23 protein-coding genes and 1 pseudogene are annotated in these 23,980 nt (G+C 67.7%); 9 read left to right on the top strand and 15 right to left on the bottom strand.

Translation table 11 applies throughout. The annotated features are described in order from the left end of the window. Positions 1 to 11: 11 nt before the first annotated feature. The 4 genes from FBY35_RS33840 (at position 12) to FBY35_RS33825 (ending at position 5,468) form a co-directional block, all read left to right on the top strand. Complete coding sequence (locus FBY35_RS33840) at positions 12 to 773, top strand: SDR family NAD(P)-dependent oxidoreductase (RefSeq protein WP_142217714.1); 762 nt, start codon at positions 12 to 14, stop codon at positions 771 to 773. A gap of 109 nt (positions 774 to 882) precedes the next feature. Beyond that, complete coding sequence (locus FBY35_RS33835) at positions 883 to 2,004, top strand: LLM class flavin-dependent oxidoreductase (RefSeq protein ID WP_142217713.1); 1,122 nt, start codon at positions 883 to 885, stop codon at positions 2,002 to 2,004. A gap of 276 nt (positions 2,005 to 2,280) precedes the next feature. Next, positions 2,281 to 4,020, top strand: coding sequence for an amidohydrolase family protein (locus FBY35_RS33830; RefSeq protein ID WP_142217712.1), 1,740 nt, complete (start codon positions 2,281 to 2,283; stop codon positions 4,018 to 4,020). Further along, on the top strand, positions 4,017 to 5,468 hold the full coding sequence (locus FBY35_RS33825) for an aldehyde dehydrogenase family protein (protein WP_142217711.1): 1,452 nt from the start codon (positions 4,017 to 4,019) through the stop codon (positions 5,466 to 5,468). The genes FBY35_RS33830 and FBY35_RS33825 overlap by 4 nt, the downstream gene beginning before the upstream one ends. Before the next feature lie 137 nt (positions 5,469 to 5,605). On the opposite strand, the gene FBY35_RS33820 is transcribed toward FBY35_RS33825, so the two are convergent. The 5 genes from FBY35_RS33820 to FBY35_RS33800 all read right to left on the bottom strand — a co-directional run bounded on the left by FBY35_RS33820 (position 5,606) and on the right by FBY35_RS33800 (position 11,136). Beyond that, positions 5,606 to 7,132: a CehA/McbA family metallohydrolase gene (locus FBY35_RS33820; RefSeq protein ID WP_142217710.1), complete on the bottom strand. Its 1,527-nt coding sequence runs from the start codon at positions 7,130 to 7,132 to the stop codon at positions 5,606 to 5,608. A 154-nt stretch (positions 7,133 to 7,286) separates the two neighbouring features. Beyond that, positions 7,287 to 8,891: a cation acetate symporter gene (locus FBY35_RS33815; protein ID WP_142217709.1), complete on the bottom strand. Its 1,605-nt coding sequence runs from the start codon at positions 8,889 to 8,891 to the stop codon at positions 7,287 to 7,289. Continuing rightward, entirely contained in the window at positions 8,891 to 9,163 is a 273-nt protein-coding gene (locus FBY35_RS33810) for a hypothetical protein (RefSeq protein WP_142217708.1), read from the bottom strand. Before FBY35_RS33810 ends, FBY35_RS33815 begins: the two co-directional genes overlap by 1 nt. 118 nt (positions 9,164 to 9,281) lie before the next feature. After that, positions 9,282 to 10,589 carry a CdaR family transcriptional regulator gene (locus FBY35_RS33805; RefSeq protein ID WP_142217707.1) on the bottom strand — a complete coding sequence of 436 codons (1,308 nt, stop codon included), beginning with the start codon at positions 10,587 to 10,589 and terminating at the stop codon, positions 9,282 to 9,284. 187 nt (positions 10,590 to 10,776) lie between these two features. Then, positions 10,777 to 11,136 carry a hypothetical protein gene (locus FBY35_RS33800; protein ID WP_142217706.1) on the bottom strand — a complete coding sequence of 120 codons (360 nt, stop codon included), beginning with the start codon at positions 11,134 to 11,136 and terminating at the stop codon, positions 10,777 to 10,779. Positions 11,137 to 11,232: 96 nt separating this feature from the next. On the opposite strand from FBY35_RS33800, the gene FBY35_RS33795 reads away from it, so the two are divergent. Then, a complete protein-coding gene (locus FBY35_RS33795) occupies positions 11,233 to 12,057 on the top strand; it encodes an LLM class F420-dependent oxidoreductase (protein WP_142217705.1) in 825 nt (274 codons plus the stop codon). 46 nt (positions 12,058 to 12,103) lie between these two features. Then, positions 12,104 to 12,559, top strand: a complete 456-nt coding sequence (locus tag FBY35_RS33790) for a prevent-host-death family protein (protein WP_260848904.1) — start codon at positions 12,104 to 12,106, stop codon at positions 12,557 to 12,559. 213 nt (positions 12,560 to 12,772) lie between these two features. On the opposite strand, the gene FBY35_RS33785 is transcribed toward FBY35_RS33790, so the two are convergent. Further along, complete coding sequence (locus FBY35_RS33785) at positions 12,773 to 13,618, bottom strand: hypothetical protein (protein WP_142217703.1); 846 nt, start codon at positions 13,616 to 13,618, stop codon at positions 12,773 to 12,775. Here FBY35_RS33785 and FBY35_RS36310 point away from each other — a divergent pair. Continuing rightward, on the top strand, positions 13,617 to 13,760 hold the full coding sequence (locus FBY35_RS36310; RefSeq protein WP_160159365.1) for a hypothetical protein: 144 nt from the start codon (positions 13,617 to 13,619) through the stop codon (positions 13,758 to 13,760). The two genes, FBY35_RS33785 and FBY35_RS36310, sit on opposite strands and share 2 nt — an antisense overlap. A gap of 54 nt (positions 13,761 to 13,814) precedes the next feature. On the opposite strand, the gene FBY35_RS36305 is transcribed toward FBY35_RS36310, so the two are convergent. From FBY35_RS36305 to FBY35_RS33775, 3 genes are read right to left on the bottom strand one after another with little or no spacing between them, the layout of a single operon-like run. Further along, complete coding sequence (locus FBY35_RS36305; protein WP_160159364.1) at positions 13,815 to 14,015, bottom strand: hypothetical protein; 201 nt, start codon at positions 14,013 to 14,015, stop codon at positions 13,815 to 13,817. Positions 14,016 to 14,069: 54 nt separating this feature from the next. Beyond that, positions 14,070 to 14,264, bottom strand: coding sequence for a DUF397 domain-containing protein (locus FBY35_RS33780; RefSeq protein ID WP_142217702.1), 195 nt, complete (start codon positions 14,262 to 14,264; stop codon positions 14,070 to 14,072). After that, entirely contained in the window at positions 14,261 to 15,115 is an 855-nt protein-coding gene (locus tag FBY35_RS33775; RefSeq protein ID WP_142217701.1) for a helix-turn-helix transcriptional regulator, read from the bottom strand. The genes FBY35_RS33780 and FBY35_RS33775 overlap by 4 nt, the downstream gene beginning before the upstream one ends. A 124-nt stretch (positions 15,116 to 15,239) precedes the next feature. On the opposite strand from FBY35_RS33775, the gene FBY35_RS33770 reads away from it, so the two are divergent. Both FBY35_RS33770 and FBY35_RS37635 read left to right on the top strand, forming a co-directional pair. Next, positions 15,240 to 15,656, top strand: a complete 417-nt coding sequence (locus FBY35_RS33770; protein ID WP_260848903.1) for an ATP-binding protein — start codon at positions 15,240 to 15,242, stop codon at positions 15,654 to 15,656. Between the two features lie 143 nt (positions 15,657 to 15,799). Next, positions 15,800 to 16,256, top strand: a pseudogene (locus FBY35_RS37635) (hypothetical protein); the annotation flags it as partial. A gap of 124 nt (positions 16,257 to 16,380) precedes the next feature. Here FBY35_RS37635 and FBY35_RS36300 read toward each other — a convergent pair. From FBY35_RS36300 to FBY35_RS33740, 6 genes are all read right to left on the bottom strand, one after another. After that, a complete protein-coding gene (locus tag FBY35_RS36300) occupies positions 16,381 to 16,692 on the bottom strand; it encodes a hypothetical protein (RefSeq protein ID WP_160159363.1) in 312 nt (103 codons plus the stop codon). 187 nt (positions 16,693 to 16,879) lie between these two features. Next, positions 16,880 to 17,344: a hypothetical protein gene (locus FBY35_RS33760; RefSeq protein ID WP_142217699.1), complete on the bottom strand. Its 465-nt coding sequence runs from the start codon at positions 17,342 to 17,344 to the stop codon at positions 16,880 to 16,882. A gap of 362 nt (positions 17,345 to 17,706) precedes the next feature. After that, entirely contained in the window at positions 17,707 to 17,955 is a 249-nt protein-coding gene (locus tag FBY35_RS33755; protein WP_260848902.1) for a hypothetical protein, read from the bottom strand. Between the two features lie 11 nt (positions 17,956 to 17,966). Then, complete coding sequence (locus FBY35_RS33750; protein ID WP_142217697.1) at positions 17,967 to 22,664, bottom strand: putative T7SS-secreted protein; 4,698 nt, start codon at positions 22,662 to 22,664, stop codon at positions 17,967 to 17,969. Then, complete coding sequence (locus tag FBY35_RS33745; protein ID WP_142217696.1) at positions 22,664 to 23,311, bottom strand: hypothetical protein; 648 nt, start codon at positions 23,309 to 23,311, stop codon at positions 22,664 to 22,666. Before FBY35_RS33745 ends, FBY35_RS33750 begins: the two co-directional genes overlap by 1 nt. Beyond that, complete coding sequence (locus tag FBY35_RS33740; RefSeq protein WP_186357130.1) at positions 23,308 to 23,790, bottom strand: SseB family protein; 483 nt, start codon at positions 23,788 to 23,790, stop codon at positions 23,308 to 23,310. Before FBY35_RS33740 ends, FBY35_RS33745 begins: the two co-directional genes overlap by 4 nt. Positions 23,791 to 23,980: the final 190 nt, after the last annotated feature.

Here is a 23,980-nt window from a genome sequence, read left to right as displayed (position 1 = left end):
GGAGAGTGGCAATGGGAAAGCTCGACGGACGCGTGGTCCTGATCACCGGCGCGGCGCGCGGCCAGGGCGAACAGGAGGCACGGCTCTTCGCCGCCGAGGGCGCCAGGGTGGTGCTCGGCGATGTGCTCGACGACCAGGGCGAGGCCCTCGCCAAGGAGCTGGGTGAGGGCACGGCTGCCTATGTCCGTCTCAACGTCGGCCGGGAAGACGACTGGACCGCCGCCGTCGCCGCCGCGAAGGATGCGTTCGGCAAGATCGACGGGCTGGTCAACAACGCGGGCATTCTGCGCTTCAACGAGCTGGTCTCCACGCCGCTGGAGGAGTTCCAGCAGATCATCCAGGTCAACCAGGTCGGCTGCTTCCTCGGCATCCGCACGGTCGCCCCCGAGATCGAGGCCGCCGGCGGCGGGACGATCGTCAACACCGCCTCGTACACGGCCCTGACGGGCATGGCGGGTGTAGGCGCGTACGCGGCGAGCAAGCACGCGATCCTCGGCCTGACCCGGGTCGCCGCTCTGGAGCTGGCCGCGAAGAAGATACGCGTCAACGCGGTCTGTCCGGGCGCGGTGGACACCCCGATGAGCAATCCGGACGGCGTGGACCCGGCGGCGGTGAGCGAGCTGTACCAGAAGCTCGTGCCCCTCGGCCGGGTCGGGCGGCCGGAGGAGATCGCCCGGCTCGCGCTCTTCCTGAGCGGCGAGGACTCCTCGTACATCACCGGGCAGCCCTTCGTCATCGACGGAGGCTGGCTGGCAGGTGTGAGTCTTTTCTGAGCGTGCCTGACGATGCGTCAGCTATTGACGGCTCACCCGCGCGGTGGAACAGTCGGGCACATCCAGATCTGACGGTTCGTCAGAAACATCAGGACGGTGGTGAACCCCCTTGGAATTCGGGCTCTTTGTACAGGGATACGTCGGCAAGCGCGCCGAGACCGACCCGCTCGCCGAGCACAAGGCGCTGATGGAGGAGACCGAGTACGTCATCCAGGCGGACAAATCCGGGTTCAAATACGCCTGGGCCTCCGAGCACCACTTCCTGGAGGAGTACTCCCACCTGTCCGCCAACGACGTCTTCCTCGGCTACCTCGCGCACGCCACGGACCGGATCCATCTGGGCTCGGGCATCTTCAACCCGTTGGCACCCGTCAACCACCCGGTGAAGGTCGCCGAGAAGGTCGCCATGCTCGACCATCTCTCCGAGGGCCGCTTCGAGTTCGGCTCCGGGCGCGGGGCGGGCTCGCACGAGATCCTGGGGTTCATACCGGGCGTCACCGATATGAACTACACCAAGGAACTCTGGGAAGAGACCATCGCAGAGTTCCCCAAGATGTGGCTCCAGGACGAGTACGCAGGCTTCCAGGGCAAGCACTGGTCGCTGCCGCCGCGCAAGGTGCTGCCGAAGCCGTACGGGACGTCGCACCCCGCCATGTGGTACGCCGCCGGGTCGCCGCCGTCGTACGCCATGGCGGCGAAGAAGGGCCTCGGCGTGCTCGGCTTCAGCGTCCAGAAGGTCTCCGACATGGAGTGGGTGCTGGAGCAGTACAAGACCGCGATCCTCGAGGCGGAGCCGGTCGGGGACTTCGTCAACGACAACGTGATGGTGACGTCGACCGCTATCTGCGCGCCGACGCACGAGGAGGCGGTGCGGATCGCGGCGGGCGGCGGGCTGCACTACCTGCAGTCGCTGGTCTTCCGGTACCACGACACGTTCCCGCGGCCCGAGGGCTTCCCCGTGTGGCCGGAGACCCTGCCCGAGTTCAACGAGGAGATCATCGAGCTGCTCATCGCGGAGGAGCTGCTGATCTGTGGTGATCCGGACGAGGTCTTCCGGCAGTGCAAGAGGTGGGAGCAGGCGGGGGCTGACCAGTTGTCGTTCGGGATGCCGATCGGGATCTCCCGGGACGACACGCTCCAGTCGATCCGGCTGATCGGCGAGCACGTGATCCCGAAGATCGACACGGACCCGGTGCACCGGACGACGCGGTTCCGCGGGGCGGCGGGCTGAGGGTTCCGCTGCGCCTGCGGCGGGCCCGTTCCCTGCAAGCCCTCCTACGGCCGCAAGGCCGTAGGGGGAGGGCGGGCAGGGGAGATCCCCCGCTCCCACAGAACGGCGGCGGCCTCCCGGACCGCCGTCCCGGTCCCGGCCGGGTGGCCGTCGGCAGCGGCCTGCCGCACGTGCCCCCGGCCGGAACCATGACACGGCCAAGGCAAAGAAGACGGCCAAGGCAAGCAAGACGGCCAGGACAACCAGGACGACCACCACCGCGCTGAAGGGACCGTCATGCTCGACCACCTCATCCGCTCGGCGACCGTCGTGGACGGGACGGGCGCCCCCGCGTACGTCGCCGACGTCGGGATACGGGACGGGCGCATCGCCGTCATCGCCGCCCCCGGGACCCTCGACGAGGCGGCCACGACGAGCGAGGACGCGTCCGGTCTCGTCCTCACCCCCGGGTTCGTCGACCCGCACACGCACTACGACGCGCAGCTGTTCTGGGATCCGTTCGCGACGCCGTCCATGAACCACGGCGTGACAACTGTCGCCGGCGGCAACTGCGGCTTCACACTCGCGCCCCTGAACCCCGACCGCCCCGAGGACGCCGACTACACGCGCCGCATGATGTCCAAGGTGGAGGGCATGTCCCTGGTCGCCCTGGAGGAGGGTGCGCCCTGGAACTGGCACACCTTCGGCGAGTATCTGGACGCCCTGGAGGGCCGGATCGCCGTCAACGCGGGCTTCATGGTGGGGCATTGCGCATTGCGCAGGCATGTCATGGGACCAGAGGCCGTCGGCGGGCAGCCCACACCTGACCAACTGGACGAGATGCTCCGGCTCTTCCACGACGCCATGGACGCGGGCGCCTGGGGGCTTTCCACCACCCAGTCGTCCACCCATTCCGACGGCGACGGCAAGCCGGTCGCCTCCCGCCACGCGAAGCCGGAGGAACTCCTCGCGCTGTCCCGGGCCGTCGCCGAACACGAGGGCACCCAGCTCGAAGCGATCGTCGCCGGCTGCCTGGACCAGTTCGCCGACGAGGAGATCGACCTCTTCGTCGAGATGACCGCGGCCGCGGGCCGGCCGCTGAACTGGAACGTCCTGACCATCGACGCGTCCGTGCCCGAGCGGGTGCCGCGCCAGCTCATGCCGAGTGAGCGCGCCCGCAAGGCGGGTGGCCGCATCGTTGCCCTGACCATGCCGATCCTCACCCCCATGAACATGTCGCTCGGCACGTTCTGTGCGCTCAACCTCATCCCCGGCTGGGGCGAGATCCTCGGTCTGCCCGTCCCCGAGCGGATCGCCAAGCTGCGCGATCGGGCCGTACGGGAGGAGATGCTGCGCCGGGCCGACAGCAAGGAGGCCGGTGTCTTCCGGCGCCTGGCCAACTTCGGGCGCTACGTCATCGGCGACACCTACTCCCCGCAGAACGAGGGTCTGAGCGGCCGCGTCGTGAAGGACATCGCCGCCGAGCGCGGCCAGGACCCCTTCCACTGCCTTGTCGAGATCTGCGCCAACGACGAGCTGCGTACGGTCCTTTGGCCGATGCCGACCGACAACGACCCCGCCTCCTGGGAGCTGCGCCAACGGACGTGGCAGCACGAGGACGTCATGCTCGGCGGCTCCGACGCGGGCGCGCACCTGGACCGGATGTGTGGCGCCCCGTACACCACCCGCTTCCTCGGCGACTGTCTGCGCGGGCGCAGGCTGCTGGGTCTGGAGGAAGCGGTGAAGTTGCTGACCGACGACCCCGCGCAGCTCTTCGGCCTGCGCGAACGCGGCCGCATCCAGGAAGGCTGGCACGCGGACCTCGTGCTGTTCGACCCGGAGCGGATAGAGGCGGGCCCGGCAACGCTCGTGCACGATCTGCCCGGCGACAGCCCCCGGTTGGACTCGCGCGCGATCGGGATCGTCTCGGTGCGCGTCAACGGCGTCGAGACGATACGGGACGACAAGGTGACCGGCGAGGTGCCCGGCACGGTGCTCAGGTCCGGCCGCGACACAAGGACCGTGAGCACCAAGTGACACAGAGGCTGTTCATCGCAGGGGAGTGGGTCGAGCCCGACGGCGGGCACTACGACGTCGTCAACCCGGCGACCGAGGAGGTCGTCGGGCAGGCCCCGGAAGCGAGCCGCGAGCAGGTGTACGCCGCGGCAGCCGCCGCCCGCGAGGCGTTCACCGCCTGGTCGCGCACTGAACCGGAGGAGCGCGCCAGGATCCTGGACGCCGCCGCCGATGTCATCCAGCGCGAGGCCGAGCCGTACGCGGCGCTCGCGCAGGCGGAGAGCGGAGCGACCACCGCCACGGCGCGCGGTATGCAGGTCGCGGTGGGTGCGGCGCGCTTTCGGCGGTACGCGAAGGGCGCGCTGGAGCCCGTGGAGCAGGGACTGCCGCCGCAGATCAACGCCGCAGGACCGATGGGGAAGGCGGGCGTCTTCGGGGCGCTCGCCGTTCGCCGCCCGGTCGGCGTCGTCACGTGCATCACCTCGTACAACAACCCCTGGGCCAATCCGGCGGGCAAGGTCGCGCCCGCGCTCGCCATGGGAAACACGGTGGTCGTGAAGCCAGCCCCGCAGGACCCCCTGTCCGTCTACAAAATGGCCGAGGCCCTGGTGGAGGCGGGTGCACCGCCCGGTGTCGTGAACGTGGTGACCGGCTCCGCACCGGCCGTCGGCGAGGCCGCTGTCGACTCCCCGGACGTCGACATGGTCAGCTTCACCGGCTCGACGGCCGTCGGGCAGCGCATCGCCGAGGTGTGCGGCCGGGGCATGAAACGCCAGTTGATGGAGCTGGGCGGCAAGGGCGCGGCGCTGGTGTTCGACGACGCGGACGCGGACGCCGCGGTGATGGGCATCGGCACGACGTTCTCCTTCTTCAGCGGCCAGATCTGTACGGCGCCGACGAGGGTGATCGCACAGCGCGGGATCCACGACCTCCTGGTCGAGAAACTGACCGGATATCTCACGTACATGAAGGTCGGCGACCCGGCTGCGCGGGGCACGGTCGTCGGACCGGTGATCTCGGCGGCGCACCGCGACCGGGTCGAGTCGTACATCGAACTGGGGAAGAAGGAAGGCGCGCGGCTCGTCGCGGGCGGCGAACGTCCCTCGTACGAGAAGGGCTTCTACGTGGCCCCGACGCTCTTCGCGGACTGCACGAACGACATGCGGGTGGTGCGCGAGGAGATCTTCGGCCCGGTGGTGGTCGTGGTCCCCTTCGACGACGAGGACGAGGGCATCGCGCTGGCGAACGACAGCGACTACGGCCTGATCGACTACGTCTGGTCGGGGGACGTGGCACGGGCGTTCCGGGTCGCGGGGGAGCTGCGGGCGGGCGGGGTCGGCGTGAACACCATCGGCCGGAACATGGAGGCTCCGTTCGGCGGCTTCAAGAAGAGCGGGGTGGGGCGGGACGTGGGCTCCTACGCCCTGCACGCGTACAGCGAGCTGCAGTCGGTGGTGTGGCCGGGGTAGGAGGGCCGGACCGGGTCTCTGCCCGGCATCCTTGAGCTCTTCCTGATGCGCAGGACGGCTCCGAGGCCGGGGAGCACCCGGGGTGAGGTTCACCCCACCCGCGCACCGGCGGTTCGTTCCGACGAGTTCGCAGTTGTTCAGGCGCCGAGGAAGATCGGGTTCGTGAACGCCGCCAGCGGCCCCGGCAGACCCGGAACCACCACCGCGTGCCGGACCTCCGCCCGCACATACGTCGCGTACTCGGCTGTCGTCCGCCACTCCACCGTGCCCGCCCCCTCCGGCGGCAGCGTCACGGTGTGCAGCACACCCTGGTCTGTGACGAAGCGCACCGAGCAGCCGGGCGCCCCGGTCACCTCCAGCCGTACCGTCACCGGGGTGTCCTCGTCGACCCGGAGCCGTTCGCCGATGTCCGCGTGCTCCCCGCGGGCGCCCGCCGCCGAGAAGGACAGCGTGACCGCCTTCGATTCGGCGACGTACGAACGCCCCGCCCGGATGCCGTCCAGGATCGCTTCCCGTGTCAGGGCCTCGGCGAGGACCACCGTCTGCGGGGTGCCGACCGGGTCCGGCGGACGGTGCGCGTCGCTGTTGCCCATGGCCGGGGTCCAGCGCCTGCCCGAGCGTGCGGCGGCGACCAGCGTGTTGTCCCAGGCCTGAAGCGAGACCTCGTCATCGGGTGTGTACGCGCCGTTCCACACCTCCACCGCGTCCGCCTCGCCGAAACCGAACTTCCAGTTGCAGCCGATGCAGGTCGCGTGCGGGTGGGCCGGGACGACCAGGCCGCCCGCCCGCCTGATCTGGCGCGCGTAGTGGCCAAAACGGTTGTCCTTGGCCCGGTAGCGCCAGTCGACGAAGGTCCCGGGATCGATGCCGAGCGCCAGCACATGGCCGTTGCGCGTGGTGACCTCCTCGCCGGTGAGGATCAGCAGGTCGTCGCCCGCCTGGTCGGCCCAGTGGGGGTGCGCGGAGTGCGTGTTGTGCTCGGAGGTGTTGATGAAGTCGAGCCCGGCGTGACGGGCGAGCGCCGCGATCTCGGCGGGGGTGCGCCTGCCGTCCGAGTGCCAGGAGTGCAGATGGCAGTCGCCCCGGTACCAGGCTCGGCCGCGGCCCTTGGCCCGCTCGGGCGGATAGACCGGCTTGGGTGTCGTGCCGGGCTCCCCGAAGCGCAGCGTGACGGAGACTTCGTACGCCAGACCCTGCGGCGCGACCGTGTACGGCCCCAGCGCGATGTGCCAGGTGCCCGCCTTCACCGGGCCCGGGATATAGCCGGCAGTCGCCTCGTCCGCCCGGATGAAGAACTCCGTACGCGCCCCGCCCGACCAGCCCCGGAAGCCCTTGCCGCCCAGCTCGGTACCGCGCTCGTCGAAGATGCCGATGTCGAGCGCGTTGCCCTGGGTGCCGGGCGGGACGGCAGGCCGCTCGTAGGTGTACGCGACGTGGATCTCGCGTACGCCCTTCGGGATCTCGACGGGCAGGTAGACGAAGTCGGGGGAGCCGGGAGGCAGGGTGCCCCGCACGACCTCGGTCGGTTCGGCGGCACTCGGCCCGCCGTCGTTGGGTGCGGCGTTCGCGAAGCTCACGGTGCCCAACGTAAGCGCAGCGGCGGCTCCCGTCACCAGTAGTCCTCGTCTGTCCATCGCGTGTTGTGCGTGTTCGTCGTTGCACATGCCGTCGGCTCCCCGGGGTGGGTGAGGGGGACAGGAGTGATGTACTCAAACCCTCGTATTGAGCCGTGAACTGCCGTGCAAGGGAAAGGGGTTCGCGGGTTGCGCGGGCCTTTCGGGGAGGTTTTCCAGCCGCTGCGGCCGCGTGCCGTGGAACTCATACCCCCGCGTGCTCCATGACCGGCCGCACCCGCCGCCTTCCCGCGAGGCTGCCCACCAGGCCGAGAAGGAAGGCCGTCGGCATGGACACGAGGACGACCGTCTGGAGCGGGAACCAGTCGAGGTGCCAGTCGGGGAAGAGCGCCAAGGGGTTTCCGGAGAAGACCGGGTTGGAGACCTGGAGTCCGATCGCGCTGAACAGGCCCCCGTACAGCGTCCAGAGCAGGCCGCCTCGCGTGTAGCCGCTCCAGAACAGGGAGTACACGAGCGCCGGAAGCAGACAGGAGGCCGCGACCGCCAGGGAGAGGGCCGACAGGAACAGGACGTTCCATCCCTGGACCCAGACCGCCAGAGCGATGCTCAGCAGTCCGATGCCCGCGGATGCCAGGCGTGCGGCGGCCACCTCCCGGCCCTCGGTGGTGCGTCCACGGCGCAGGACGTGTGTGTACAGGTCGTGGGCGATCGCCCCGGCGGCCGCCAGGGTGACGCTGGCTACGACGGCCAGCGTGGTGAGGAACACGGCGGAGGAGACCAGTACGACGAGAAAGGCTCCGGCGGCGTCGGTGGACGAGCCGCCCGCCAGTTCGCTGGTGAGCAGCAGCAGGGCGCTGTTGCCTCCCGGATCCGCGGCCATGATCGCCGGGGCTCCGACCAACGCGGCGGCCGCCAGGCCCATCAGCGCCAGGGTGAGGCAGAAGGCGCCGACGATGACGATGGTGTGGCGCACCGTGCGGCGCGCCGTGGGCGCGTCGGGAGCTGCGTTGAGCTGCATGGCGACGTGGGGCAGGCACGCCGCCCCCAGCACGATGGTGATCATCAGGCCGATGAAGTCGAGGGTGGCTTCCGGGCCGCTGCTGCCCGCGAACCGGAGGCCGGGACGCAGATAGCCGGCGGGACGGCCACTGCCGCGTCCGGCGGCGTCGACCAGGGAGTCGGTGTTCCAGTGAAAGCGGTGGAGCAGTACGGCGGCCACGGCGAAGGCCGCGCCGAGCAGCACCACCGTTTTGATCACCTGGATCACGACGGTGCCGCGCATACCGCCGAAGACCGTGGCGCAGACGACCAGGATGCCGATCATGACGATGGCTGTCTGTTCGGCGCCGGGACCGGACAGTCCCAGTAGCGTCGTGGTGGTCACTCCCGCACCGGAGAGCTGTACGACCAGGTACGGGACGCAGGCGCTCAAGGTCACGACGGCGGCCGCGATCCTCACGGCGGGCCCCGGGGTCCGCAGGGCGAAGGTGTCCCCGAGGGTGTAGCCGACGCGCTCGCGCAGGGGAGTGGCGAGCAGCAGGAGCACCCCGAGCGACAGCAGGGTGCACAGGGCGATGAACAGGCCGTCGTAGCCGAAGACCGCGACGCTTCCCGTGGTGCCGAGCACCGTGGCGGCGGACAGGTACACGCCGGACAGCACGAGAGCCCCGCGGAACGGGCGCATTCTGCGACTGGCTGTGTAGAAGTCGTTGACCCGGTCTCTCTCGGGTGCGCTGAGAACGCAGATGAGCAGGATGGGGACGATGAACGTCAGGAAGCCCGCGAGGACAAGGGCGCGTGTGTCGGTGTCCAGGAGGTCGGGCGAGGCCAGCAGAGTGTCATGGCTCATCAGTACTGCTCCACGTCCTGCTGGTGTGGGGCGGGGCCGCCCTTGCGGCGGTCGTATCGCGCCGCCGTCCACAGCAGGAGGGATGCCTGGAGGAGGAGTGCCAGCATGCCGACAGTGCTCGCTCCCCAGAGACGTTCGCCCATGAAGTCGGGGGCGGAGCAGGCGAGCACCAGATGTACGCCGAGGGTCAGGCCGTTGACCAGGGCGAAGGACGTGCCCGGGCGTGGCGGCCGTGGCCGCTGATGCAGGTGGTGGGGGTGCTCGTAGGCCATGGCGATCTCCTGGCGGCGTGGCTGGTTCCTTGTGCTGGAGCCTCACCAGAACACGCGTGAAACGGCGCGTCGACAGGCTGGGCGCAGGCCGTTCACCACTCCCAATGCCGCTGCGAGATCAGTGTGCTGATGCCCATGTACTCGTGTTCGGTGGCGGAAGGGTGCCGCCCGTGCCGCCAATGCCGCCGGTGCCGCCGGTGCCGAGCGCGGCGGTCGGCCCGAACAGGCGGTGGGCGTCGAGCGCGAGGGTGAGTTGCACCAGATCGCGGGGGCGGGACAGAACCAGGCCGGTGAGCTGCTCGAAGCGGCGCAGGCGGTTGAGGACGGTGTTGCGATGGCAGTACATGTGCCTGGCGGCCTGCGCGGCGGAACCGCCGTTCTCGATCCAGATGCGAAGCGTGTCGAACAGCGTGTCGCGGTCGGCGGGGTCCAGGTCGTACAGGGGCCGCAGCACCATATGGGCCAGCTCGGCTGACAGGTCGGGCCGCGAGATCAGCAGCCCGTCCGGGAGGCGGGCGTCGAGCCGGGCGATCTCGCCGTCGGCGCGGCAGGTGCCCAGGGCGAGTCCGGCCATGTCACGCGCTCGGGGCAGGCTGTCCAGCCCCTGGACGACGGGGCTGATCCCGATGCGGAGCCCAGGGCCTGCGTCCAGTCCGGACGCGAGCGCGTCGAGGGGGCGATCGCCCAGGTGGGCGACGAGCACATCGCCCTGTCTGCAGGTGTGGCGCAGGATCCGGATGCCGCGAATCTCGGGGACGCCTTCCGGGGTGCGGCCGTACGACTGCGTGGCTCTCACCAACGCCACCGCGAATCGTCCGTCGAGCGGCAGATCGAGGATCGCCGCCGCGTCGCGTGTGAACTCGGGTTCGTTGCGGCTCTCCAGCAGCGCGGCGAGGATGAGGCGGACCCGTTCCCCCTGCCGGCTGGCGAGGCCCTTGGCGACCTGGCGGTAGGCGTCGGCCACCAACACGGCGTCGCGGTCGTTGGTCTTCCACACCAGCTCGGCCACGTGCACCAGATGCCGCGCACCGCCGAAGTCGTCCCGCTCCACGACGCCGACGATCCCGCTCCAGACGCCCTGGCCGGCGACCCGGTAGGCGTGCAGCACCTCGTCGAGGGGGCGGCCCTGTTCGGCGCGCCGTATGCCGAGCTCTCTGGTGAACCGCTCGACATCCACGATCCTGTCCGGATCGAGCGTGGCCTCCAGCGCGTGGCGGACGCCTCTCCTCACGCACATGCGCAGGTCCGGCGGCGCGAGTACGGGGTCGGCGTAGTACGGCACCTCGGCGCGGATCTTGCCGTGGACGGTGTCGCTGAACTCCGTACCACGCCCGAGCAGGCTCCGGCAGGCGTGGTCGAAGAGCTCGAGAGGCGAGGCGTCTACGAGACCGGGGACGGGGAGAACGGAGACGGGACTGGTGTGCATGGTGCCCTCCAGCAGCGCGGAGATCAACCGCCGACGTCGGACGCCGGCGCCACCCGTAGGAGGCATCATGCTAAGCGGTTGGTTAGTCCTGGGCGAGGATTAGGCCGAATCGTGATGATTCCGTGCGGCGACCGCGGCCTGCCCGGACGATCGTCCGGGCAGGCCGAGCGAGTCTCCGGACCCTGACCTAGTCGCTGCTCCGATTCCGCCTCATGAGCAGCATCGCGATGATGACGAGGACGGCGATGCCGATGATCAGGCCGATGACCAGACCGGCCGAGAGGCCGCTCTTCTTCTTTTTCTTCTTCTTGCTCTTCTTGCGGTCCTTGCTGACGGTGCTCACCGTGCTGGTGCTCACGGTGCTGGTGCTCACGGTGCTGGTGGTCGACGTCCTCGCGACGGCGGCACCGGCTTCCCGCTGGGCGGCTGCGATGTTCTGCTGGGTGACGGCCGCGGTGGGTGTGTACGCCGCCGAGGCGGCGGGCGCCCCGGCCAGCAGTGCTCCGGACAGCACAAGTCCGGTGGTGGCGACGCGCAGTCGCATCATGATGTGGATCCTCCCCGTTGATGCCGGGCTCTCGGCATGGGGCACCGTACGGCATACGTTTGAGCCGTCACCAGAGTCGATGACGGAAGGTTCCGTATGCGGATCTCGACCACGATCTTCCTGACGGACGAGACGATCACGCCGGTGCGGCTGGCGGGCGAGCTTGAGGAGCGCGGATTCGGCGGGCTCTACCTGCCGGAGCACACCCATATCCCGGTGGAACGCACGACCCCTTACCCCGCGGGCGGCGTACTGCCGCCCGAGTACGGCCGGGTCCTCGACCCCTTCGTCGCCCTGGGCCAGGCGGCGGCGGTCACCTCGCAGCTCGGCCTGGGCACGGGCATCACGCTCGTCGCCGAGCACGACCCGATCGACCTGGCCAAGCAGATCGCGACCCTCGACCACCTGTCGGGCGGTCGCTTCACGCTGGGCGTCGGCTTCGGCTGGAACCGGGAAGAGGCCGCGGACCACGGGGTGGAATGGACGACGCGCCGCGAACTGACCCGGGACCGGATGGCACTGATGCGCGCGCTGTGGGCGCCCGAACCGACCCCGTACAAGGGCGAGTTCGGTTCCGTACGGGCCTCGTACGCCTACCCCAAGCCGGTCAGCGGCCCGCGCACGCTCGTCGGCGGAGCGGCGGGCCCGAAGCTCTTCGCGCACATCGCGGATTACGCGGACGGCTGGCTCCCGATCGGCGGCCGGGGCCTGACCCAGTCGCTCCCGGTGCTACGGGAGGCATGGGAGTCGGCGGGCCGGGACCCGGAGCAGCTTCAGGTGGTTCCGTACGCGGTCCTGCCGTCGCCGGGGAAGCTGGCTCACTACGAGGAACTGGGCGTGGAGGAGGTGGTGCTGCAGTTGCCGCCGGCGGGGGAGTCGGAGGTACTGCGGGCGCTGGACGAGTTCGGGCAGTACCTGTGAATCATTGACTTCGGAATACGTTCCGAAGTGCGGTCGGGACATGCTGATGCCTACGGTCACGTTCTCCGAGCTCTCCAAGAATTCGAAGCATGTCGCCGAGAAGCTCGACAAGGCACACCGGCTGCACATCACGCGCCGGGACGGTGAGGACATGTACCTCACGACGGCCCGGCACGACCGTGAGCGCGAGGAGACCGCCGACATCACGGCGCGGCTCTTCGCGGCGCTGATCGGCTCCGACGGCGGGGCGCGGGCCATATTGCTCGCGCTGCCGTCGGTCTTCCCCTGGGTGCGCCACCTGTCTGACGACGAAGTGCGGAAATTCGTGCGGGATCTCGTCGACGCCACGCACGATGCCGTCCATTTGGACGTCCACGCCAACCTCCACCGGGTCATCGTCGAATGGCGCGCGACAGCCCGGATTCTGGCTGACCCCGAGCTGACCAAGCAGCTCACGCGTCGGCTGCCGGACGAGGACCACGGCGAGGTGGTCGCGCCGTGACCCCCAAACGCGGCGACGAGGTCTACGCGTCGACCCGGCACCCCAAGGACACCGAGTAGGCATCGGCCGGCCCCTTCCCGTACGTACGGAATCTGGTACGGGCGAACACAGGCCCGACGGCCACAATCCCCTGCGCCGACCGGGTCTCTGCTCCCTGGCCGATCGGGAGGCTGCGTAGAGGATGGAGCCCAACTCCGGCTGCCCCGAATGCGTTCAGCCGATAGGTCGGCGTATCTCGTTCCGTATCTTCAGCGTCTGCTGAGCGGTGGTGTTGAGGTCGACGGTGTCCGGGTCCTGCTTGGCGGACGCGGGGGTGAGGAAGGCGACGTAGGCCGCCGTATTGCCGTCGCCCCAGGCGCACACCGGGACGGTGGAGGTCCCGTCCTTGTCCGTGGAAAGCATGACCGTGCAGGTCATGTCGACGTCCGAGCCGGGTGGCGTGATGGTCTTCGGCGGCTTGGGTTCGTCCATCCCTTCGGCTTTTCTCATGCCGTCGAGCAGACTGTCGCGTGCCTGAGCCGGATGGTTGAACTGCCCGTACACGCCGGTGAGTACGACGCCGCGCGCGGCATCGGTGGCGGTACCGGTGTACGAGCCGACGACCGCTTTCACATTGCGGGCATCCGGACCGGCCCCGTAACCCTTCCTCTGAGCCTCGGCGTCGGCGTCCGCCGACCCGTCCTTGACCAGCCTGTACTCGTTGGCCAGGAGGGTCTTCGGAACCGTGAGCCGGTACTCGGCCTCGGGAAACGCCGTGGCCGGGCGCTCGGAGTCGCTGCCCATGTTGCCGATGTAGGAAAGAGCGAAAAGCAGGGCCATCGCCCCGAGAGTGATACCGACGATCAGCCAGGCGTGATTCTTGCGCTGCGGCGGCCCCGTCGGCGGCTGTCCCCACCCGCCCGGCCCCGCCTGCCCCGGGTAACCCTGCTGCCCCGGATATCCCTGCCCCGGATATCCCTGCTGCGGGTAGGGCGGGTGCGGATAGGGCTGCTGGGCGTAGGGGTTGGGCTGTGGAGGTCCGTACGGACCGGGTGACTGGTGGGGAGGTGGCATGGCCATGGCTACACGATATGTGATCTTGGGGAGCGGTCGCCGTCCCCACATCACGCGCCGGGACGGCGAGGACCTGTACCTCGCGACGGCCCGGCACGACCACAAGCGCAAGGAGGCCGCCGACATCGCGGCCCGGCTCTTGAAGTGACGGCTGCCGTGCGCGCCACCTCGTGGATGAGCCGCGCCGCATCGTCCAGCTGGTCTACGCGTCGACCCGGCACCCGAAGGACGCCGAGTGGGTGTCAGCCGCCGACTGCCTGCCGTACGGACAGTCGCCGCGGCCCCCGACCGCACCGGGCGCCTGCACGGTGGGCGCCCCGGTGCGCGGCCCATACATTGCGTAGGCGGGGAACAGTGCGGCGGCGGTCAGTACGGCGACAGCGATCAGTCGTGATGTGGTCACGCCCCCCGAGCCTGCCGACACGGGAGGGCCGCGCACGGGAGACACGCGTGCGGGCTAGTCCAGAGGGAGCAGCGCGGGGTGCGCGAGGAAGGCGGACCAGGTGGCGGGGGTGACGGCGAGCTGGGGGCCGTCGGTGACTTTGGAGTCCCGGATGCGGATGGCGGTGGGGGTGGTGGCGACCTCCAGGCACTCGCCGCCCTCGCCACCGCTGTAACTGCTCTTGAACCAGTGGAGCTGCTCGGTGTTCATCGTTCTCCCAGCATCTTCTCGATCAGGGCCAATGACTCACGGGGCGTGAGAGCCTGCGCTCGGATGATCCCATAACGTTCGGCGAAGACACGGACTTCGTCGGGTTCGGTGACCAGCCTCGAGTACCCCTGGACCTCCGTGTACGCCGCCTGCTGCCGCCCCTTGGGTGTCAGCAGAGTGAACGCACCGTCCATGCTGGGATGTTCCTCGCGGTCGGTCGGCATCACCTGGAACTCCACGGTCCGCAGTCGTCCGATGCGCAGCAGCTGCCGCAACTGGTGCTGATGGACGGTATTCCCACCGATCGGTCGTTGCAGCACCGCCTCCTCCAGCACATGGCTGAAAGTCGGCGCGGGCCACCGCTCGAAGATCTGCTGCCGGGCCAGCCTGTCCGCCACCCGCTTCTCGATGGTCTCCTCGTCGAGCAGCGGCCGCCGTTGGGTGAAGATGGCGCGCGCATACTCCTCGGTCTGAAGCAGCCCAGGGACAGCCTGATTGCTGTAGATGTGCAGAGAGACAGCGTCCGCCTCGGCTCGCGCATAATCCCGGAACCAGTCCGGATGCCGCGTCCGCGCCTTCGCCTGAGCCTCCCGTACGTCCTCGACGGCTGCTTCCAGCACGCCCCCCGCAGCCAGTAACCCATCCACCCGCTCAAGGAAGTCGGGCTGCGGCGTCCGTACACCACGCTCGATCGACGAGATCAGATCCTCGCCGCAGTGCGCGGCAACCCCCAACTCCCGCTGGCTCAGCCCCGCCTGCTCCCGCAACACCTTGATTTGCTTGCCGAGCGCCCTGAAGAGGTGCGCTGTCCCGTCCACTTCAGCCGGCCGCTCCGGCCGCTCTTCCGTCATGCCGTACCGCCTTCTCGGGACACGACCGACGTTCCGTACAGCCTGCCGTCCGTGCCCGTACAGTTACCCAGAGTCTCCATTTCACTCCTGGTCAGGGTACGGCGAACCGGCCACGCTCAGTGACGTGAAAGCTGAAATCACCACCCCCACGTCCGAGTTCACCCAACGCTTCAGCGCCACCCGCCGGGGCGCCCGCGTGGCCCGCCACCTCGCTGTCCACCAGCTCAACGGCTGGGGCATCCCCTACGGCAGCGACCTCTCCGACTCGGCCGCCCTGATCGTCGCCGAGCTGAGCGCGAACGCGGTCACCCACGCCCGCGTCCAGGGCCGCGACTTCGAACTGCGCCTCACGCTCAGCCCGATGACCCTCCGCATCGAGGTCTCGGACGCCCGAGCCGACCGCGAACCGTCCCCGAGGCCACCAACCCCCGACTCGGAGACGGGCCGCGGCCTGCTCCTGGTCGACGCACTCGCCACGGCGTGGGGCACGGCGGACCGCGACGTCGGCAAGACGGTCTGGGCAGAACTGCCGCGGCGGTGAACCCTTTAATTCCTCGCCGGTCATCACCCCGGGCCATTGGTGGCTCACCCACCGCGAGGTGAGTTGCTTACACGTGGGTTAGGTTGGCTTGTGTGAATACGGGGCGGATTTATCGTTATGTTTGGCCCGCTGATCTGAGGGCTATGGTCAGGCTTGGCAGCGAGAGCCAGATGATCCATTCGGTGTCCGACTTCGAGGGCTGGGCTTCTGAACGCGCAAAGGCGGAGCTGGACGAGCCGTTCACGTTCGTCATCGACTTGGACGCCGGGCTGCGGCTGGCGTCGCGGCGTAGTGAGCACGTGGCATGTGCAGGTGGCGGCCGGGTTTTGAGTGAGGCGAGATGGGCTTCAGTCGCGAGTCGGGTCATTGGGCGGTCACTTGGGTCAGTAACCAGTCGACTGGTTATTGCCCTGACATCAGCTCGTGGCCGGCGGTCGCCGATGCGTTGGACGGGGCGGGGTTTGCTCGCCCCAATGGTTTCACCCATGAGGTGGTGTTCCGGCGCTGTGAGAGCTGCCAGGAGAACAACATTGTGCGCGAGGGTGATTTCGCCGTGTCTTTTGCGGCAGCGATCTGCCAGCGATATGGAATGCGGATCCGCTCAGTGGGAAGGCGCCGCAGCTCCTGTGGCCGCGTAGTCGCCAGGGATGGGGCACCGCCGAAGGCGTCGTCGGTAAGACGGCAGTCTGGGCCGAACTGGCGCTGCGATGGGTGGATTTGGCGGCTACTGCGAAACGTGCGTACCTGACGCCGAGGAAACGACGATAGATCCTCTGCTCAGCGCTCCGACGGATTCCCCTGAGAGATAAATTCTGGCTGCATGCGGAGGATCGAAAAACTCCACAAATACTCCGGTGTACCGCTCGATTTGATCCAAAGTGACGCGCAGTTCGGGGCGGTTGGTTTGCGAATCACCCTCCACGGCGAAAGCCTGCCCGACCCGTGCAACCCCGCCGACACACCTTGCGATGCAGATGCCTCCGGCCTCATTCGACTCTTCGACGGAATGGATCTGAATCCTGCTGGCCTCGGCCATGCTTGTACGCCTCCGCCGCGAATTGCGATATCTGTGACGGAGTGAATTGGATACATCCGTGACCTCGTCGATGACGCCGTCCGCGTCGACTCGTGATCCGACGGCGGCGGTGGTGATCGTTACGTCGATTTCCCCGTGATTCACCAGCGCCGTTCTCGAGCCTGGTGGGTTCTCTGGCGAGGTTGCCTCACGCGTGTCGCGTCTTAGGATGCGTCGGGTCGACCAGAGGTCGAAATCGTTCGAGCGCGCCGAGGTAGTCGATTCTGGCAACGTCGGTTTCGGGAAGGTCCAATACCTCTGCCAAGAATTCTTCGGCGGCGACCAGTAGCGCGTTACTCAATTCGGCTTGGCTAGCATTGGTTACGGGTTCCTTATTGAGGAAAACGGAAAGCCTACCCTTCTTGATCCGGCGGACACGGACATTGAATGACGTGTCGGCACCTGTGTAGCTGAATACGCTCTGGCTTCCTTCCAGGAAAAGGCGAAACGTGTCGAGGAGTAGGGATACGGAAAGATAGATCATCATCCCCTGGTCGGGCGTGCGGCCCGTTGAACCAACTCGCCCCAGATCGCCGGAGAACTCCATGTCACCGAGGTCGAACCCGCTATTTTCACCCTGGTCGGGGCGTACCGAGAATCTAATTTTGATCACGGCGTGTAACTCTTTCCTGCGGGGAAGAACGTGATGCAATTTCCGTCCGTGGAATCGACAACGAGACGGTACCCGGCACTCATTCCGTTGACGCTCGTGCTTTTCTCGAATGTCTGCACAGTCGAAGCTGGATCAGAGACGCGAGTTCCTTCTCTGTGTTGAACGACGACTCGGGGAACCGTTGTCCTGGCGCAGCGACAAGCCTCCGCCGTCGACCACATCCACGAAGTCGTCGTCGAACGCCCGGTCAACCTCTCTGAGGGTGGAGCAGATCCCCAGCCCATGCACACCCCGATCCGCATCCGTGAGGTATGTACCCCAGAGGTCAGCAGCGGCGAGGGTGGACGGAATGCGCCAGAGCTTCACGCGCGCTTGCGCAGCTCCCGCGCGATGTCGATGTCCTTCTGGAGTGCGCTGAGCCGGGGAGGGGTTCTGGAGTCGTCCAGGACAACTGCGTGCAGGTGATCGCCGACCTGCGGAGGTGCTTCTTCCGCGGACCACCAGGAGGGATGTTTGACCTGGTCGATGAAGCCGATGATGCCGTCGGCGTCGACTCGTGATCCGACGGGGGCGACGGCCGTGATCGTGACGTCGACTTCCTGGTGATTCACCAACCGCGGCATTAGGGATCTCCATATATCCGGACCCAAGATCTATGACGGGTCAGTTCGTTGAACCTGTCCAGTTTATCCACAGGGACTTCAAACTCAAGCCTGACAGCTCCGCCCGGGCCATTACGGTCGTGCACCTTCGCATGTTCGGCGAATTCGGAGAGGAAAGACGGGTGCATATCGTACTGAACCATGCCCTTGGCGAAGTTGAGTCCGTTGGGCCCTGCGTACTCAGCAGCTACCCCGCGTTCGCCGAAGTAGATTTTCCCGTCCGAGAGGATGCCGCCCCCGATGTCGACGCCGGGCTGATGGTTCGCGGGATTTGGTCCGTGGTCGAGTTCGTACTGTGCGTGAGCCGCCTTGGGGGTGCGGTAGATGGGGACTGAGTCGTTGTAGTCCGGGGCGAGGCCAAGAAAGTCCGTCCACCCCGTTGGGTTGTGGACGTAGGTGGCCGGGTTGGGTGCCGGGGTGAGACCGAGGGGATCCGGCGTGAGGTAGCGAGCGGTTTCGGGGTCGTACGTGCGGAAGTAGTTGTGGTGCAGGCCCGTCTCGGGATCGTAGTACTGACCGGGAAAGCGAAGGGGCGTGTACGCGATGCCGTCTGCTGCCCAGGTGGTTGTGCCCCAGAGGGTCGAGCGGGCGTGCCAGGCGAGGCTTCCGTTCTCGTCGACCAAATCCGTCGGTGTACCGACGAGGTCGGTGACAATGGCGAAGAAGCGAGAGTCAATCTCGGGCTGGGGCGCATCGGCGGCAGCCGTGATGCGTTCGGTTTGGGCGAGTGGGTGCAGCCCTTCGTGGTCCCATGTGAGGGTGACGGAGTTTGGCAACTGCGGTGATGTGGTGGTTTCTTCGCACAGGGTGGTGCCGTCCCAGGCGAAGGCGACACGCTCGACGACCGTGTGGCCGTCGGCTGCCATCCGCATTTTGACGGTGCGACGGCCCAGGGGGTCATAAGTGTAGCGCCATTGAGTGCCGTCGGGAGTGGTCACGGTGGTCAGGCGGTCTTCGGCATCCCATTCGTAGCGCCAGGTGTCTGGTTTGCGCGAGAGCCGACTCTTCTGCCGGAGCGTGACGCGGCCGAGGGCGTCGTGTTCGTAGCGCACGTTCCCGGCGCGGGTGATGCGGGTGCCTTGGTATGCACGTGCTCCGACCGCCTCCTGACCGGGGTGCCCCACGGGCCATGAGGCCGTGGTCTGATTGCCAACCTCGTCGTAGGCGTAGCGTTCCGTCCATCCTGCGGCCCGGACCGCGGTGACTCGACCCACCATGTCCAGGTCGAACGTGCGGGTACCGCGCAGTTGGTCGTCGACACCGTTGAGAGTTCCGTCGGCGCGGTAGCGATAGGCACGGTGGCTCAAGGTTTTGCCACACCGACCGCTTACCGCCTGGTCCACCAGACGTCCAACCTCGTCGAATGTGCTCGCGAGGGTCAGCGAGTCACCGACCTGGCGTGCGGTCTCGTGGCCCGCGGCGTCGTAGGTGAAGGCCAGCGTGCGGCCGGAGGTCGTAAGTTCCGCGCGGCGGCCGACAGCGTCGTAAGTCCAGGTGCTGACTGCACCGGAGGGCGTGGTGCGTCCGATGCGGCGGCCGAGTTCGTCATATACATGTGTCGTCGCCCGCCCGTTGACCGTCTCCGAGCGTAGGCGGCCGTATCGGTCCCGCAGCAGGGAGAGGGTGGTGTCGGGGCCATCGGCTTGGGCGAGTTGGTCGGTGACGTCATATACGAAGGTGGTGACCTGCCCGTCCACATTCTTGCGAATGACCTGGCCAAGTTCGTTGCGCTCGAAGACGATCGACTGGCCAAGGGTGTTGGTGCGCGACGTGAGGCGGCCGGCCGCGTCGTGCTCGTACGTGAGGACGCGGTCGTCGAAGTCAGTCTCGCGGATCAGGTTGCCCGCAGGGTCATAGGCGTAAATCCACTGGAGTCCGAGCGGGTTGAGTACCTGCGTCAGTCTCAGCTCCGCGTCGTGCTCGAACTCGTAGCGCGTCCCATCGGGCGTGGTGCGGGCGGTGAGCAGATCGAAGTGGCCGTACTCGAAGCGCGTAAGGGAGCCCAAGGCGTCGGTGTGGGTCACACAGTTGCCTTCGCCGTCATAGGTCCACGTTGCTCTGGTCTGGTCGGGTGCGGTGCGGCTTGCGAGCCTGCCCTCCACGGTCCATTCCATTCGAGTAATTGCGCCGAGCGGGTCGATCACGGTGATCGGCCGACCGAAGGCATCGCGTTCATACCTCGTCATCGCGCCGAGCGGGTCGGTGATCCGGATGGGGAGTCCGGCACTGTCATAGGCGACGGTGGTGCGGTGGCCGAGCGGATCAGTGATCGCGGTGAGTCGTCCCCCTTCGTCGTACGTGAAGCGGGTGGTCTGGCCCGCTGGGCTGGTCACCGAGATGCAGTTGCCGCGCTCGTCATAGGCATGGCGCCGGGACGTGCCGTCAAAGCCGTTCACCTTGAGGGGCAAACCGAGGTCGTTGTACTCGGTTCGGGACTCCCGCCCGTCGGGGCGGGTGACGCGAACGAGGTTCCCGGCTTCGTCGTAGTCAAACTGCGCGTGGTGGTCGAGCGGGTCGGTAGTTGAGAGCAGTCGGTTGTAGCGGTCCCGCTCATAGCGGGTTACCGCGCCCAGCGGGTCGATCTCGGCGACGACTTGGTGGGCTTCGTTGATCAGATAGCGGTGGACGCCCCCGCTGCTGGTGGTTGTCGTGGTGACGCGCAGACCGGTTTCGGCGTCTATGCCGCCGTAGTCCAGCCGCAGAGCCATGTGGCCCTCGGTGCCGCCTTCGGCTATGCATCGGTCGCGGTCGTCGTAGTTGTACTCGTAGCGGCTGCCGTTGGTGTCGGTCCAGGAGGTGACACGGGCACGCTCGTCGTATGCGAACCGGAGTGGCAGGCCAGAGGAGTTGATGACCTCGGTGAGGTGGCCGCCAGCGTACCCGTACCTCAGGATCTCCTGGTCCGTACCGTCCGGTGCCGCGCAGGCTAGGTGCAAAGCTGTGATCCGGCCCTGGTCGGTAGTGAACTTCAGGTGGTAGCCACCGTGGTGAACGATCCCGGTCGGCGTGCCCGTCTCGTCGTACTCAAAGGTGATCCAGTTGCCGTTGCGGTCGTCGATCTGAACCAGCAGGGCAACATCCGCGCTGCGCGTGCTGAAGAGCCAAACCCGGCCGGTGTCCGGGTCGGTGACCGTGAAGTCCCCATCGTTGTCACGGTCCAGGGGCCAGCGCGGCCCGTGGCTGGGCATGACTGGGACGCCGGGTGCCGGATGTGGGTAGGCAAGCAGCAGGCCGTCCTCACACACGAAGACGATGCCTTCGGAATCGATCTCAAGGCGCTGGTCTGCGGTGGACGACCAGGAGGGGCCGAACCAGCGGCCCGCCCGGTAGTCGGAAGCCAAGCGGCGGCGGAAGACGAGGGGTAGTACACCGGGCAGGGTGACGTCCGTCTGAGGGAGGTACATGGTGCCGGTGGCGAGATCGACAGGGTCGGTTCCCTTGCTCTCCACCGCCTCCTGAGGCCGAGAAGGCTTGGCGGGATCGTTCACGCCCTTACGAGCGGCCGATTCGGCGCCCTCCTCAAGTCCGTGCTTGACGCCGTTCCGCATGCCGGCGCGGATGCCGCCCCGAACGAGCCCCGCGCCCTTGGAACCGACCAGCTCCGGAACCAGCCGGCCGAGGAACTCGGACGGGTCCCCCTTCGCCGCGTCCCACGCGTTCTTCAGCGCGCGGTCCGGGTTGGCGGCCGTGGACGCCAGCCCGGCCAGCGTCATGTTGAGGCCCTTGTAGTACTCCGCCGGGTGGGTCAGGTTGTACGGGTCGGTCGGGTTGACCGAGCGGACGAAGTTGAGCAGGCCCGCCGTGCCCTTGACGACGCCACCGCCGAAATGCGCCAGCTCGAAGCTCTGGCCCAGGGCGTAGTCCATGGCTTCGAGCTTGAGCTTCTCGCGCCCGTGGGGTTCCTTCGGGGCGTGGGCCAACGCCGCGGTGACGGCCTTCTTGGCAGTCTCCGCGGCTTCGTTGCGGTGAGTGCGCGCCTCCTTGAGGATCTCCTGCGCCCGCTCCCGCTTGGCCTCGCCGGGGTCGGAGAAGGGATCGGGCTTGGGCAGCGGGTTGTCGCCGTTGCGGGCGTCGTTGTACGCGTCGACCTTCTTGTTGTACGCCTCCGCGGCCGTCTTGGAGGACTCGTTGCCCTCCTTGTACAGGGCGATCGCTTCCTTCGCCTTGCCCTGCGCGCTGGTGATCGACTTGGAGTACGTCTCCAGTGCCTTCGCGGCGTCCTCGAACGCGTCCGCCGCACGCAGCCAGTCGGTGGGCAGCGTCTGGAACTTCTCGCGGAAGGCGTTGGCAGCCTCGCCCTTCCAGTGACTGGCGTCGAGCTTTTTCATCCCGCCGCCGACCAGGTCGAACGCCGTCTTGAAGTCCCGCAGGTTCTTCACCGTCTCGGCGATCTTCCCGGGATTGCCGTGGATCAGCTCATTCGCTTCCTCGGTCTGCCCGAGCTGCTGCTCACCGACCTCCGCGCCCAGCGATGAGGCGGTCTCGTCCCCCCAGTCCTCGACGGCGTCGGCCCAGTCGTGGGCGCCGACCTTGTCCAGGCCCTCGCCGACCTTGTCCGTTGCCCAGTCGACGCCCTCGCCGACCTTCTCCTTGGCCTTGTCGACCCCCTTGTCGACAAGATCGATGCCCTTGTCGACCCATCCTCCCCAGTCCGGCATCAGCCGTGCTCCCCCCACCGCGGCTCTTCAGCCTGATCGATCGTCTGCTGGTCCGGATCGAACGTCTCGCGCAGCTGCTCGTCCAGCTTCCCGCGCACCTTCGGATCGATCAGACCCGAGCGCTCCATCGAGTCCATCTCCGCGTCCATGACGTCGTATCCGGTGTTCTTCCAGGTCTGGTTGACCTCTTTCTGGGCCTCGGAGAAGGACTCCGGGCTCCAGTCAGCACCGTCGAACGCGGACTGGGTGCTGATCTTGTCCCAGCTCATGCCCTTGACGTCGTCCTCGCTCAAGTGCGGGTTCCCGTTGACGGAGTTCACGCCGATCTTGATCGAGTCCTTGATGTACTGCTCCTGCTCGGCGAACGAGCCGGCCGACAGACCCACCGCCTGCGCAAAGCCGTTCCCTCGCAACGTCAGCGCCCGCACCCCCCACTCCCAGCGCTCGCAGAACGTCTCGAACTCCGCCGTCAGCCCGCTGTGCCCCAACTCCATCCCGGACAGGGACAGATCGGAGAAGCCGCGCCCGACCGACGCCTCGCCGATCATCCCGAGATCCTTGAGCTCGGAATGCGCGAGGTTGATGCCCTTGGCAATCTCCGCCAGCGCCGACGGCGGCGCCGCGAGATCAGGATCGCTTCCGGTCATTCCGTCCCCCCGAGATCAACCGCCACCGCGTCCGGCACGATGCCCTGGACCGGCGGGAACAACATTCCTTCGTCACTGCCCGCGTCGAGCGCCACGCCTGCGGGTCCCGGCAGCATCGGCACCATCACGTCCAGCAGCCGCGCGCCCAGGATCGTTTGGTACGTCCACTCGCGCTCGGCGTCCCCCTGCGCACGCGCAAACCGAGCCAGCGCCTCCTCGTCGGAGAACGCGCAGATCCACCGCACCCCGCCCTGGTCCGCGGTCCACAGACTCCCGTACGCGTCGAACGGCACCAGCACCGCGGTGCGCCGAAATTCCCCCAGCAACACGGCAAACTCTCTGCGGGCCGCTGCGAGTTGATCACCAACAGGCGCTGTGGGTGTCGCACACACAGCGGGCGAATCTGTTGCGGAATCGGCCAAATCGGTGAGTCTCAAGGGCTGTTCGGGCTTCGGTATGCCGTCCCCGTTGCTGGTCATGCACGGCATGGTGCCACGAACATTTTTTCGTCAGCAATGAAGTAAGAGGGGACGTCGTGTCATGTCGAACACACGCGCGCCGATCGGCCGCCGGATGTGGGAGAGGGGGACTTCGCCCATGGAGCCGGCCCTTGAGCTCCAAGCTTTGAGCTCCGAGTCCCGAGCCCTCTTTGTGAGGAATGGTTGGTGG

This window comes from Streptomyces sp. SLBN-118 (assembly GCF_006715635.1).
In the GTDB taxonomy this organism is placed as follows: domain Bacteria; phylum Actinomycetota; class Actinomycetes; order Streptomycetales; family Streptomycetaceae; genus Streptomyces.
This window is presented reverse-complemented; position numbering and strand designations above follow the sequence as displayed.

Excerpts from the sequence above, each read along its gene's own strand:
- FBY35_RS33840 (WP_142217714.1), top strand. The coding sequence starts at position 12 with ATGGGAAAGCTCGACGGACGCGTGGTCCTGATCACCGGCGCGGCGCGC.
- FBY35_RS33830 (WP_142217712.1), top strand. The coding sequence starts at position 2,281 with ATGCTCGACCACCTCATCCGCTCGGCGACCGTCGTGGACGGGACGGGC.
- FBY35_RS33820 (WP_142217710.1), bottom strand. The coding sequence starts at position 7,132 with ATGTGCAACGACGAACACGCACAACACGCGATGGACAGACGAGGACTA.
- FBY35_RS33815 (WP_142217709.1), bottom strand. The coding sequence starts at position 8,891 with ATGAGCCATGACACTCTGCTGGCCTCGCCCGACCTCCTGGACACCGAC.
- FBY35_RS33810 (WP_142217708.1), bottom strand. The coding sequence starts at position 9,163 with ATGGCCTACGAGCACCCCCACCACCTGCATCAGCGGCCACGGCCGCCA.
- FBY35_RS33805 (WP_142217707.1), bottom strand. The coding sequence starts at position 10,589 with ATGCACACCAGTCCCGTCTCCGTTCTCCCCGTCCCCGGTCTCGTAGAC.
- FBY35_RS33800 (WP_142217706.1), bottom strand. The coding sequence starts at position 11,136 with ATGATGCGACTGCGCGTCGCCACCACCGGACTTGTGCTGTCCGGAGCA.
- FBY35_RS33795 (WP_142217705.1), top strand. The coding sequence starts at position 11,233 with ATGCGGATCTCGACCACGATCTTCCTGACGGACGAGACGATCACGCCG.
- FBY35_RS33790 (WP_260848904.1), top strand. The coding sequence starts at position 12,104 with ATGCCTACGGTCACGTTCTCCGAGCTCTCCAAGAATTCGAAGCATGTC.
- FBY35_RS36310 (WP_160159365.1), top strand. The coding sequence starts at position 13,617 with ATGGCTACACGATATGTGATCTTGGGGAGCGGTCGCCGTCCCCACATC.
- FBY35_RS33785 (WP_142217703.1), bottom strand. The coding sequence starts at position 13,618 with ATGGCCATGCCACCTCCCCACCAGTCACCCGGTCCGTACGGACCTCCA.
- FBY35_RS33780 (WP_142217702.1), bottom strand. The coding sequence starts at position 14,264 with ATGAACACCGAGCAGCTCCACTGGTTCAAGAGCAGTTACAGCGGTGGC.
- FBY35_RS33775 (WP_142217701.1), bottom strand. The coding sequence starts at position 15,115 with ATGACGGAAGAGCGGCCGGAGCGGCCGGCTGAAGTGGACGGGACAGCG.
- FBY35_RS36300 (WP_160159363.1), bottom strand. The coding sequence starts at position 16,692 with ATGGCCGAGGCCAGCAGGATTCAGATCCATTCCGTCGAAGAGTCGAAT.
- FBY35_RS33750 (WP_142217697.1), bottom strand. The coding sequence starts at position 22,664 with ATGCCGGACTGGGGAGGATGGGTCGACAAGGGCATCGATCTTGTCGAC.
- FBY35_RS33745 (WP_142217696.1), bottom strand. The coding sequence starts at position 23,311 with ATGACCGGAAGCGATCCTGATCTCGCGGCGCCGCCGTCGGCGCTGGCG.
- FBY35_RS33740 (WP_186357130.1), bottom strand. The coding sequence starts at position 23,790 with ATGACCAGCAACGGGGACGGCATACCGAAGCCCGAACAGCCCTTGAGA.